The sequence below is a fragment of the Sulfuricurvum sp. genome (genome assembly GCF_030691015.1).
GTDB lineage: Bacteria > Campylobacterota > Campylobacteria > Campylobacterales > Sulfurimonadaceae > Sulfuricurvum.
In genome coordinates this window covers 1-13101 of record NZ_JAUYFF010000011.1, presented here as the reverse complement: position 1 = coordinate 13101, position 13101 = coordinate 1, and the positions used below count along the sequence as shown (strand labels likewise).

Sequence of the window (13101 nt, the reverse complement as noted above, 5' to 3'; positions counted from 1 at the left end):
ATGCACGCCCCTCTCTCCTATCAGCCCACCGATTCTGCCGGAAAGCTCGCCAAGGGCTTTATGCGTAATCCCCTCACACCGATACTCGGAATCTTTCTCCTTGTCATAGGATATATGGCTCTAATGCTTATGCCCCGTGAAGAGAATCCTCAAATGGTCGTCAGCGGTTCTACCGTAATTATTGCCCTTCCCGGTGCTACTGCCAGCGAAGTTCAAAACGTGATTGTCAAGCCTCTCGAGCGAAAACTCAAAGAGGTTAAAGGGATCGAACACATTCATGGAATGGCGATGGATAACGTTGCCGTCATCAATGCCGCATTTTTTATCGGGGAAGCGAAAGAGGATTCAAACCTAAAAATCTACGACAAAATCATGCAGAACATGAGTATCCTCCCCAAAGGTGCCATGCAGCCGATTATCAAACCGCTCGATATTGACGTCGATATTCCTATCGTCTCGGTCGCTTTTTATTCCAATAACCCTAATATAGACCCGACAAAACTTTACGATCGCGTCAAAGAGATACAACACCATATCAACGGATTGCCAAACGTTGCCGTTACCGATATTCGAGGAGCTAAAAAACACCAGTACAACGTATTGGTTGACATTAACCGTCTCTCAGGCTACAACCTCTCACTCGGACAAATTGTTCAGGCAACGCAGTCTTTAGCCTATAACGTCCCCGAAATCAAAGGGAAAACCCAAGATAATCAAATCGTTATGATCGGTGTGCGCAACGCGATAGAGAGTGTCGAAGATGTCGGAAATATCATTGTCGCCCAATACGGCGGTTCTGCCATTTATCTGCGTGATGTTGCCACTATCAGTGCGGGTAGCGATATCCAAAACTTTAAATCGGCACTCGTAACCGTAAAAGGGGAAGACGGGAAGTTTTCACCCCTTAAAGACCAAATCACCCTGACTGTTTCCAAACTTCAAGGGACGAATGCCGTTAATATCGCCGATGCCGTCAAAGTAGAACTCGAAAAATACAAAGAGACCATGTCTGCGCAGGGGATTAATTATGTTATCACCCGCAACGACGGTGAACGTGCGAATGAAGCGGTTAATGAACTCGTGTTTCATCTCCTCCTCTCCATCGTCATTATCGCAATTTTGCTCATTTTTGTTTTGGGCTGGCGTGAATCATTGATCGTTACGTTCACCGTTCCGGCTATCTTGGCTATCACCCTCTTTATCGCTTATATAACAGGGCAAACCGTCAACCGGATCACCCTCTTTGCGTTCTTGCTCTCGCTCGGACTTCTCGTCGATGCGGCAATCATCGTAATCGAAAATATCCATCGCCATTTCCACGCACCTGGAGCGCACGAGAGAGATGCCGATGAGCTGATGATCGAAGCAACCGATGAAATCGGAGCACCGACCAATATCGCGACCTTAGCTATCATCCTCACCATGGTACCGATGGCATTTGTCGGACAGATGATGGGGCAGTTTATGAAACCGATCCCTGCCAATGTCCCTGTAGCCCTTGTTGCATCACTTTTTGTTGCCTATATCTTTACCCCTTATTTAGCGGTACGGCTCCTTAAAAAACCAGGTCAAGATGGAGAAACTCACTAATGTATCAAAAATTTGAAAATTATTTGCTCGATCTTTTGAGTTCACCTATTAAAAAGAAGCGGGTTCTTTGGGGAACACTCATCGCCTTCATTCTCGCCGTTGCCTTAATACCGAGTGAACTCGTTTTGGCAAAAATGTTACCGGGTAAAAACAATGATACCTACAGTATCTATCTCGATTTAGCCAATGGCAGCTCTATTGAGCAAACTCGACATGTCAGCGAATGTGCTATCGCCATTTTACAGCATGAAAGCGAAGCTCTTGATGCGGAGGTCTTTTTAGGGACAGGATCGCCACTTGATTTTGCAGGACTTATCAAAGGAAGCCACTTTAAAAACAACGAAAACGTTGCGGAAGTGGTGGTCAATCTGACCAAAAAGCATGATCGTGACGAGCCTTCGTATATGATGGTTCAACGTTTACGACCCGTAATTCAAAAAGAGTGCGGTAATCTTTATCCACAAACCAATATCAAATTTGTCGAACCGCCGGCGGGTCCTCCGACCATGGCGGCAATCGTTGCTGAAGTGTACGGTAACAATGCCAATGGAGTACGCCATCTGAGTAACCGTATCCAAGGTGTTTTTCAAAAAACGGAAGGTCTTGTCGATATCGATATTATGCAAGATGAGATTTACGATAAATTTGAAGTTCGCGTCAATACCGATAAAATCACCCGTTCCGCGCTCGATGTTAAGCACGTCAACGATGTCTTATATCTGGCATTTGAAGGGATGGGTGTAGCGGTCAAAAACTCTCAACAATCAACCGATCAAATCCCTATTTTTCTCACGTTGACCCCTGAGGGAAAAAAGTTTGCATCTCGTGATAAACTCGCTATCGAGATGAAGCTCTCCTCTCTCACACTTTTGAATCAAATGGGGATGATGGTACCGATTACCGAGGTTGTCGATATCGTTGCGGTAAAATCCAATCCGATGATACTCTCTAAGAACCTTCATCAAATGACCAATGTTCTCGCGGAAACCGATATGGTCTCTCAGGTTTATCCGCTAATGGATGCCCGTAACGTTATTCTCGATACCTTTGTGGATGAATACGAAATCCGTAAAATCGGTCTGTTTAACCTCGAACTGATCGATAAAAAAACTGCGGAGCGGTATGAGCTTTTGTGGGATGGGGAGATGGAAGTAACTCTTGATACGTTTGTCGATCTCGGGGGGGCTTTCATCGCGGCACTGATCCTTATCTTCTTGCTGATGGTAATTTACTACAAAAGTTTTATCCTCAGCGGTATCGTATTGCTCGGAAGTTTCCTCTCCATCATCGGCGTTATTTTCGGACACTTGATTATGGATATCTTTACGGCGGACACTTTCTTTCTCACGGCAACCTCTTTAATCGGATTTATTGCCCTAATCGGTATCAGTTCCCGTAACTCACTGCTGCTGATCGATTTTACAAAATCCCTTATGATCGATAAAGGGATGCATAAAAAAGAGGCGATAGCCTATGCAACTGCCACCCGTGCCAAGCCGATTTTCCTCACTGCAGCGGCGATTATCCTCGCGTCGACACTCTTAGCGAGCGACGCTGTTTTCGGAGGGCTTGGAGTATCGTTAATTTTTGGTACAATAGCAGCAGTCATCGCATCACTTGTGGTTGTACCCGTTCTGATTCATAACTCTGATTTGGAGCGTCATTTCAACTTTCACGAGCGTAAGGCGGTACCAATAATGGAGCCATAAAATCAAATGTCTACTTTTATTCCGATCACGCTAATCTCCTCAAATGTTACAGAAGATTTGAAAAAGGTTGCCCGTGATCATAGAATAGCGGTAGAAAAACTTGATTTTGATCTCCTCTCATATGAGACCTATTTTAAAGAGACGATGGATGAGGAGTGGCAGCTTTTAAGAGCAAGCAACCTCCTTTCTCAAACAACCGAAGTTGAACTCCGCTCTCCCCATTTTCAGATACGCCAAGAGTATCAAATACACATTAGACTACTAAAACCCCACCCTTACCTCGACTTGCACTTTAGTATCGCAACCGATAAAACCAAAAGCAAAGCGATTGCCATCATCCAACCAACCTCCAAAATTCCTCTTAAAAAAGGGGTTCAAGAGTGGCTCAAAGAGGCAATAGTTCGTAAGCAGCTTCGTCACGGACTTCTCATAGGGCTATATGATCTGGATCTGGATCGAGAGATCAATCGACTTATCATCAAAATCCAAAAAGAGGGGCCGTTGGCTTTTCTTTATCGTCTCCCTATCGGAGAGTTTTTCCTCCCGATTGCTCCGATCAATGACAAAGTTATCCTACACTATAAAGAGCTGAACAAAACGAAGAGCCTTATAGAAGGGGTGAATCCGGAAGATTTAATTCTCGAATATATTCTTCCGAAATACGGACGTGACGGGCGGGCATGTACGGGTGAACACATCGCAGTTGCTGATCCTGTCCTTAAATATGCCACCTACATTCTCATTGATCCGGAAACTATCCGAGCCGAACAAGATGAGGAGAGTATCCGTTTTTATGCAACTGTCTCAGGATTTGTAGAACGTAAACAAGGGATCTTTTTTATCTCTCAAGAGCTCCAAATCGAAAGCGCAAGCTTTAAAAGAACGGGTTCCATTGAAACCGGACTCGATAAAGATGTATCGCTCAAAATCAATAAAAAAGTGGATAGTGAAGATGCCATCGGTATGGGAGTCAATATCGACGTCCAAAAACTCGATGTTAGCGGAACTGTCGGAGGGAATGCCAAAATTCAAGCGTGTGAAGTCAATATCGGAGCTCAAACCCATAAAAAATCACACATCAATGTTTCCGAAATTGCGAATATTCATCTCCATCGCGGCAATCTCAAAGCAAAAGAGGCCAATATCGCCATTTTGGAAGCGGGAAAAGTGGAAGCCGATATTATTCGGATCAACAAAATGATGGGGGGAGAGATCATCGCACGTGAGATTCATATCGATACCCTCTATTCCAATGCCCGCGTTATCGCACTCGAATCTATTACCATCCAAAAGATTGAAGGGGAGGGAAACAATCTCATTATAGACCCCCTTGCAATTGAAAGCTATAATTATCAAATTTCCGAGTTAGAGATGAATATTCGAGATAAAAATTCAAAAATTCAAATTGAAAGTAAAGAATTTATCGCCCGAAAGATTAAACTCAAAGAACAAAATGAGCGTATCCAGCAAATCCAAGAACGGGTCCTTGCCAAACAAAAAAAGGGAGAAATTCCTTTGAAGGCCGATATGGTCAGACTCCAACAATACAAAACCGAAGCAGAACAGCTAAAAGACTTTGTCAATCTTATTAAAGAGGCCGAAGCCTCTCTTCAACAGTTAGAAGAAAAATTAGAGAAGCTCTACGAAGCCGATCTTCATGCCGTCGTTACCAATTATGGGATCTACAACGGACATAACCGTATACTTTTTATCGATCCTAAAACGGGTAGGGAATACGGTATTACCCCTGAGGGGAAAGCGACCCATGTCCGGTTGCAACAAGAAGATGATGAAAAGAAGTTTCTGCTGGAATCCTAAAAAAATAAAACTCCTTTTATACCCCTCCCAGAGCTTTAACTTTTTGCGATAAAACTCTGGTATGAAATTAACCGACATAACCCTTATCACCCCTTATTTGTCACTTGATCCTATTTTCTATCATGAAGTTACTCCGACACCGCTCAAACATCCTCGCCTCGTCAGTTTCAATCCATCAGGGGCACTACTGTTAGGACTCGATCCCCTACAAATCGATACGAGTGAAATAGAAGGACTTCTCAACGGAACCTTATTACTACAAGGTTCACGCCCCTATGCCATGTGCTATGCAGGTCATCAATTCGGCTATTATGTCCCCAGACTCGGAGACGGACGTGCCATAAATCTAGGTGCTACAAAGGGGTGGAATTTACAATTAAAAGGTTCAGGACAAACCCGCTATTCCCGTCAAGGTGACGGACGCGCCGTATTACGTTCTTCTATTCGCGAATATCTTCTCAGCGAAGCGATGCACGCTCTGGGTATCCCTACCAGCCGCTCCTTAGCGCTCATCACTTCCGATGAAAAAGTAGCGCGTGAGCAGTGGGAACACGGAGCCGTTGTATTGCGCTTATCCTCCTCATGGATACGATTTGGCAGTTTTGAGTACTTTTTCCATTCCAATCGCTACGATAAACTTGAGAATTTAGCCGATTTTTTACTTCAAGAATCTTTTCCGGAGTTAGTCGGAGTCGAGAATAGTTATCTCAAGATGTTTGGAAAGATCGTTAAACGGACGGCTCACCTTATTGCCCACTGGCAATCGGTCGGCTTTAATCACGGTGTCATGAACACCGATAATATGTCCGCGATCGGCCTTACTATCGATTATGGCCCTTTTGCCTTTTTGGATACCTTTGAGAGCGGTTATATTTGCAACCATGCCGACACACAGGGAAGGTACAGCTACGATAATCAGCCCCGCATCGGCTATTGGAATCTGGAGCGGTTAGCCCATGCCCTCTCGCCCCTCATCCATGAAGAAAAACTCAAAAATGAACTCGACCACTACGGAGAGTATTTCACTGAGCATCTGATGGAGCTTTTGCGGGCGAAACTCGGACTAGAGAGTGCGCATGAGAACGACAGCGAACTGCTCCGTTCCCTCTTTAGTGTCATGGAAAACGGGCGTATCGATATGACCCCTTTTTTTCGAACCCTCAGCCGCTATGACGGGAACAAAGAAGCGTTATATGCATTAACACTCGCCCCGAATCAGTTGAGCGAATGGCTTGAGCGATACGATGAACGATTACGTCTCAACACCTCATCAACCGATGCTCGGCACGCGAAAATGCTCCGTACCAATCCCAAATACGTGTTAAAAAACTACATTCTCCAAGAGGCTATTGATGCTGCCGAAAAAAACGATTTTTCTCTTGTGAATGATCTGCTGACACTAGCTCAAAGCCCGTACGATGAACACCCCGCATTCGAGCGCTATGCAGGTTCCACACCCAATCAATACAAAAATTTAAAACTAAGCTGTTCATCGTAGCGCTTATTTATCCACCATTCAGATTGTAATCAAAAGGTAATCAAACATAAATTGATTATTTTTTGATCATGCAACTTCCTATTTTTTTTTCATACCTCTTTATACTGTCACCGTTATTTATATCTCTTAGGAATCCGCATGCAACGCAATCATCTCATCCGCTATATGAGCGATGTTCAAAATTTTGAAAAAAACATGAGTACTTTATCCGCTAAATGGGATTTACTCACCCTCCTTGGTTCCATGTCCAATATCGGCATGGATACGAGCGAAACACGGAAAGCATTTGAAGACTTGCTGGATGAGCCTCTGCTGCGTCTCATCGAAGAGACCTTCAACAAAAGCCTAAACGAGCTTGAATCCAAAGCCCAAACGGCGATCGATATCCTGATCCGTAACCTTTTTGAACGTACCGCCGATATCGGATTTCTCGCTACCGATGATGATATACGCGATTATCTCCTCTTTTTAAATTCAGCCGATATGACTGCATCGGAGGAGATGCGTGAAATCAAAATCCGAAAAAAAGAGGCGCTAACCGAACGGTTTCGTGAATATGTTTCCAAATACAGCGTCTATGAAAACATTATCTTGCTCGATACCAAAGGAAAGGTACTCGTACAGCTCGATACCACCAACCCGATCACCCACTCCAAAGATTCTTTGTTGAGTGAATCGTTGCGAACCCATCAAGGGTATGTCGAAACCTTTCGCCCCAGCGATCTTAACCACAATAAACCCTCCCTCATCTACTCCTACCGTGTCAGCAAAAGTGAGAGTGATGAGCCTTTGGGAGTATTGTGCCTCATTTTTCGTTTTGAAAATGAGCTGCAAAGCATTTTTCGAAAACTCACTCGTGAAAATCCCTACATCGCCCTCGAACTTCTCGGTTCTGACGGCACCGTTATCGCCTCCTCATCGGCGCATCATGTACCGATAGGCTCCTATCTAAGCCCTCGCAATAATGAAGATCACCAAACCTACTATGCCGGATTCGAATACCTCTACCAAGCGGTTAAGACAACCGGATATCAGGGGTATAACGGTTCAGGATGGATCGGACATGCGATGGTTCCGCTCCACCTTGCATTTCGCTCCTCGTCACGATCCTCATTTCAAAAAAATGAGCTGTTTGACTCGGTTGCTAACGCTCAAGCCTACTATCCCCAAGAGCTGAAAGATATTTTGGATAAAGCCCGAAAAATCCAAAGCGAACTCGACATTACCGTCTGGAACGGCAATGTTCAAATCGCCAATGCTATCGGTCATGAAAGCCCTTTTACCAAAGCGCTCCTCTCTGAAATATCCAAAACAGGTGAAGAGACCAAACGGGTGTTTGATCATACCGTCGCCAACCTCAATTCAGCCATGATGGTTCAGTATCTTGAAGATTTAAAATTTCAATCCTCTCTCGCTATCGATATTATGGATCGTAATCTGTATGAGCGGGCAAACGACTGCCGATGGTGGGCACTCACCACGACCTTTCGAGAGTGTCTGTCACAGGTAAATGTAAGCGAAGCAGATCGTGAAAAAATGAACTCCATTTTGGGTTACATCAACGATCTCTATACCGTTTACAGTACCATGTTTATTTATGACCGCGACGGTACGATACTCGCGGTCTCTCATCCTGATGAGGAACATTTGATCGGAAAAAGAATCGGCTACACATGGGCGATGGAGACACTCGATCTTAAAACGACGCAGGAGTATGTCGTATCGACTTTCGAGCCGAGCCCTTATTACGCCAATCGCTCAACCTACATCTATAATGCCTGCATCCGTAATGTTAAAGGCGAAAATGTGGGAGGAATCGGTATCGTCTTTGATGCCGAATCTCAGTTTGAAGCGATGTTGCACGACACTCTCCCTAAAGATGAAAATCATGCTATCCCTGAGGGGATGTTTGCCCTCTTTATCGATCGCAGCGGCCGTGTCATCTCCTCTACTACCTCTGAGATCAGTGTGGGAGAGGTGCTTACCCTTCCGGTATCGATTTTAGAACTCAGCCCGGGTCAGAGCGATGCGCAGATTCTCCCTTTTGAGGGGGTCTATTACGCACTCGGAGCAACCTGCTCCAACGGGTACAGAGAATACAAACAAAGTGACGGATACGATAACGACATCATTTCCCTCCTCTACCGTCCTATCGGTGAGATTCAAGTGCTTGAAGATGAGGCACCGGCTCAGCGTGTTTATACCTATCCTAAACCGAACGGAACAGAAGAGACGTGTGAAATTTCAACCTTTTTCGTCGGAGGATCACTCTTTGCGATCGAGTCCAAAAACGTTGTCTGTTCTCTCGCACACCAAGAGCTTACCTCGATACTCCACGCCAGCGAATACAACATGGGAGTTATCAGCTTTGAAAAGCGGATGGTAAGCGTTATTTCATTAGCTAAACTGCTCGGAATGGAGAAAAAATACGACAAAGAGCGTGACACGATCATCCTTGTCAAAACGGTCATTGAAAAACAGGTCGTTTATCTCGGTGTTGTGGTCGATGCGATTTACAGCAGCCCTGAAATTCCACTGCGCTCCATCAGCCACTACAGCAATGTATTGAAAAATGAGAACTCATTGACCAAAGCGGTTATTATCCCCGATAGTGCCGAAGATTTTAGTAACGAGATGATCTCTATCCTCGACATACCGAAAATCTACGCCCAGCTTATCCAGCCCTACTCTCGCCCGCTTCACAAAGTGATGGCATAAACTACTGAGGGTTCTCACTGTAACTGAGCCGTAAACCGTCCTCACTCATCACGAAACCGTGGATAGCGATTTTCCCCTCATGGACGAGGCGGTGGTGCTTGGCGCACAGCGGAATGAGGTTGTAGCGGTGATTCATCCCGTAATGACCAATCGATCCGCCATCATCCGCATTCGCTTGCGGGACGATATGGTGCACCTCGTCGACCGCTTCGTCGCACAGTGCACATTTTGTCAAAAAGAGCTTGTTGTTGTAGCGGCTCTTTTTCTCCCGTTTCAGCATCGAGGCTTCGTGAGTTTTATCGGTAATCCGCCCTCGGATCTCATACGCCTTTTTCAAAAAGGTCTCATCCATGTGGAGTGATTTGGCAAACTCCAACCCGTACAGCGTCGAGCCGCTCCCGCTTTTGAGCTTTCGATCATACACCAATTTATCGCTCGCCTCATCGTAATAAACCCCTAGATGGAGCAATACTATCTCTTTTGCTTTTTGAATTTCGGAGAGGGATGAGAGTTGATGGAGGTGGGTGGCAAAAATAAACATACTCCCGATCTCTCGGAGTTTGAGAATCGCGCTCGCGACGATAGCGAGAGCCGATTCAGTTTCGGTACCGTGGCTGATCTCATCACCCAAAATAAGGGTATTCTCGGTGGCTCGGTTAAAGATATTACGCAGCTCCAGCATCTCTACGGCGAACGTCGATAGCCCTTTGTAAAGGTTGTCTTTGGAGACGATACGGGTGAGAAGTTTATCGACAGGGGCGAACCGCATAGTGGCACACGGAACGAAAAATCCCCCCTGCGCCATCACGACGGAGAGTCCGATACTCTTCATCAGAGATGATTTACCGCTGGAATTGATACCGTACAGCAATACCCCTTTGACATCCTCACCGTTCTCAATCGTCGAGTGTTCCTCATAGGTGTGCTGATCGACGGAGCCTAAGAAGAGATCATTCGGGATAAAGATACCGTTCTCTTCACGCGATTCGATCAGCGGATGACGCAATCCCACCGTTTCGATAAATGCTTTGGGTGAGGGAACAATGGAGGGACGGACATAACGATACTGCTTGGCGCACTTCGCACCGCTCAAACTCACATCGACGACGGCGAGAAAAGAGATCAGATGCTCGATGGCATGGGAAAATCGTCGCTCGATTGCTTCGAGCTGTTCACGGTAACGCTCTTTGACCTGCGCGATCATCCGTGATTTAGCCCCCGCATTTTCAATGGAGAGTTCATCAAGGAGGGTTGATGAGAGCTTCACCGCCGTTTTGAGTTTACGAACCTGAAAATCGCGGAAAAAGTAATGCTCTCCCTCTAACGTAAAAAAGCTGTTATGGAGTGCCTCTTCGACACTCACATAGCGGTTACGGGTCATCAGGAGATGATACCCCTCACTCTCCAGCCATCCGATAGAGGCATACGATCCCCCCGATTCGAAAAAGGTATCAATGTGGCTGATAATAGCAGTTAGTTTCGCTTCATTATTGCATTGGAGCTGTTCCAGTGCATCGATAGAGGGGTCGATCCCTTCGTTAAAGAGATTCTGATCCACCTGATCGCGTCGGAATTTGGCACACGCTTCAATATTAAAAATACGACGCAACTCCGAGGCACAATGGGCACACTCCTGCGCACTCGCTTTATCGTAGGTAATTTTTAAACGCTCGGCATCTTCGAACAGAGACTCCGCCGCACTGAGCGACGCATAAAAATAAGCCAGTTCAAAGGGGTGAAGTTTACCGAGTTTTAAACGACGAAGTATCCGCTCCAGATCGTACACCTCTTTGAGCTTTGTCTCCAACGGTGCGATATGATCCCCCATTTTATCGATCAAATCGTACCGCTCTTCGAGGAGTTTGGTATCGCAGATGGGGTTTAAAAGCCGTTCACGCAACAGCCGTTTCCCCATCGCCGTAGAGGTTTTATCGATGAGTTTAAGGAGCGTCATTTCATCCGAATCACGCGAAATAATCCCCAGCTGCTCCGCCGCATTGTTCCCGAGATACATATAACGGTTGGTTCCCAAAAACGTCGGGCGGTTCATCTTCTCGATAATCCCCGCATCGTGGTCGATAATAACGTTGATGAGGATACAGAGCGACTCGGAGGCATAAGGGAACCGCTCCAAATCAAGATACTCGATAGGACTCAGCAGTGAACGTATCTGATAAATCCGTTCAAACAGTTCGTTTTGGTAATCGATCCGCAGACGCTTCTCGTTCATCGAGGTTCGGTGATGGTTCTTGATCTCCAGATAGCGATTCACCTCGTCACGGTCGATATCTCCCGCACAAAACGTTACCACCACTTCGGAAGTTTGGTAGCTTTGGAGCAGTGTAAATACTTCATCGAGGGCATACGTTTTATCTTCACGGGTTCCGTGGATCTCGTTGATAAGCGTTTTCCCCGTCCCCACGTCGATCGCGGAGTAACCGATGGAATAAACGCCGTTGTTTTGATCGATCAAGAGTGAAGCGATATAGTTCTCGCTCGCTTCGGCGATATAGTCGAAATTCGTCCCCGGAGAGATGATGTTGGAGATGTAACGGCGAATATGGGGAACTTCACCCTGCTGACGGACGAGGACGATAGTGTATTTTTTCGACTGCACCAGACGGCTGAGATACCGCTCGATGGATACCGTAGGAACCCCTGCGAGGAGAGGGTTTTGGATCGAGTTTTCGAGGATGGTTTTGTTTTTACGGGTGAGCTGAATGTTGAGGAATTCGGCGACTTCTTTCGCCTTGCCGATCTTCATTGTTTCGTTGTTGACTTCGTAGACCTCGAAGAATGATCCCACTTCGATGATGACGAGGGTATCAGAGCCATATTTGGCTTCACACGCGGCTTGAAGTTCGAAATAGATTTCAGAGAGGAGCTTGCTTTTATCGCTTAGTAGTGCTCCGATCTCTTCCGTACTCATCCCATCTCCGCTATAAAAAAGTGTTTTATTATAACGGAATGGGGCTAAAAGCTATCTATTAGTCAGATTACGTTGCAGCAATCTCTATCGGTGCTTCTACGACTAAGCCGCTATCAGAGGCATCGTTATACAATTCTTGCAACTCCGCTGCCGAAGAAGAGGAAGTATCGCTCTGTACTGCAGTTGTGGTAGTAACACTCAAATCTTCTTCAAACAATGCAATGCTTGGATCTTGATCCAAAGTAAAGACTTGACTCAACGCAATCTCACCGGATAATGACTCTTCCGCTTCATGATCCGAATCTTCGGCTAAATCGGCTAAACCGGATAGATTAATCGATTCACCGTTATTCTCTCCATGTTTATCGCCGTCACGATTGTCATCATGCTCTTTCTTCTCATCTTTATCATCGTGCTTATCATCGTGCTTATCATCATGTTTATCGTGTTTATCGCCGTCACGATTGTCATCATGCTCTTTCTTGCCGTGCTTATCATCGTGTTTGTCATCATGTTTATCGTGTTTATCGCCATCACGATTGTCATCATGCTCTTTCTTGTCGTGCTTATCATCGTGTTTGTCATCATGTTTATCGTGTTTATCGCCATCACGATTATCGCTGTGCTCTTTGTCTTTATCGTGCTTATCATCGTCATCGTCATCTTTGTCTTTGTCGTGCTTGTTGTCATCATCTTGTGCAGCCGCTTGTTCTGCAGCCGCTTGTGCAGCCGCTTGTTCTGCAGCAGCTTGTGCAGCCGCTTGTTCTGCAGCAGCTTGTGCAGCCGCTTGTTCTGCAGCAGCTTGTGCAGCCGCTTGTTCTGCAGCAGCTTGTGCAGCC

7 protein-coding genes are annotated in these 13101 nt (G+C 45.8%); 5 read left to right on the top strand and 2 right to left on the bottom strand.

The window, feature by feature from the left end; all coding sequences use genetic code 11:
* From Q8O20_RS08710 to Q8O20_RS08690, 5 genes are all read left to right on the top strand, one after another.
* Window positions 1–1590, top strand: coding sequence for an efflux RND transporter permease subunit (locus Q8O20_RS08710; RefSeq protein WP_304743123.1), 1590 nt, complete (start codon window positions 1–3; stop codon window positions 1588–1590).
* Window positions 1590–3299, top strand: coding sequence for an efflux RND transporter permease subunit (locus tag Q8O20_RS08705; RefSeq protein WP_305530833.1), 1710 nt, complete (start codon window positions 1590–1592; stop codon window positions 3297–3299). The genes Q8O20_RS08710 and Q8O20_RS08705 overlap by 1 nt, the downstream gene beginning before the upstream one ends.
* A gap of 6 nt (window positions 3300–3305) precedes the next feature.
* On the top strand, window positions 3306–5117 hold the full coding sequence (locus Q8O20_RS08700; protein ID WP_305530832.1) for a hypothetical protein: 1812 nt from the start codon (window positions 3306–3308) through the stop codon (window positions 5115–5117).
* A 61-nt stretch (window positions 5118–5178) separates the two neighbouring features.
* Complete coding sequence (locus Q8O20_RS08695; RefSeq protein ID WP_305530831.1) at window positions 5179–6615, top strand: YdiU family protein; 1437 nt, start codon at window positions 5179–5181, stop codon at window positions 6613–6615.
* 138 nt (window positions 6616–6753) lie between these two features.
* Window positions 6754–9333, top strand: a complete 2580-nt coding sequence (locus Q8O20_RS08690; protein WP_305530830.1) for a chemotaxis protein CheW — start codon at window positions 6754–6756, stop codon at window positions 9331–9333.
* A 1-nt stretch (window position 9334) separates the two neighbouring features.
* Here Q8O20_RS08690 and Q8O20_RS08685 read toward each other — a convergent pair whose 3' ends face one another.
* A complete protein-coding gene (locus Q8O20_RS08685; RefSeq protein WP_305530829.1) occupies window positions 9335–12262 on the bottom strand; it encodes an HNH endonuclease in 2928 nt (975 codons plus the stop codon).
* Between the two features lie 67 nt (window positions 12263–12329).
* Window positions 12330–13101, bottom strand: a 772-nt coding sequence (locus Q8O20_RS08680; protein ID WP_305530828.1) for a hypothetical protein, incomplete at its 5' end; no start/stop codon positions are given.

What these genes read in the sequence shown, in the direction of transcription:
- Q8O20_RS08705 (WP_305530833.1), top strand. Translation starts at nt 1,590, where the DNA reads ATGTATCAAAAATTTGAAAATTATTTGCTCGATCTTTTGAGTTCACCT.
- Q8O20_RS08700 (WP_305530832.1), top strand. Translation starts at nt 3,306, where the DNA reads ATGTCTACTTTTATTCCGATCACGCTAATCTCCTCAAATGTTACAGAA.
- Q8O20_RS08710 (WP_304743123.1), top strand. Translation starts at nt 1, where the DNA reads ATGCACGCCCCTCTCTCCTATCAGCCCACCGATTCTGCCGGAAAGCTC.
- Q8O20_RS08690 (WP_305530830.1), top strand. Translation starts at nt 6,754, where the DNA reads ATGCAACGCAATCATCTCATCCGCTATATGAGCGATGTTCAAAATTTT.
- Q8O20_RS08695 (WP_305530831.1), top strand. Translation starts at nt 5,179, where the DNA reads ATGAAATTAACCGACATAACCCTTATCACCCCTTATTTGTCACTTGAT.
- Q8O20_RS08685 (WP_305530829.1), bottom strand. Translation starts at nt 12,262, where the DNA reads ATGAGTACGGAAGAGATCGGAGCACTACTAAGCGATAAAAGCAAGCTC.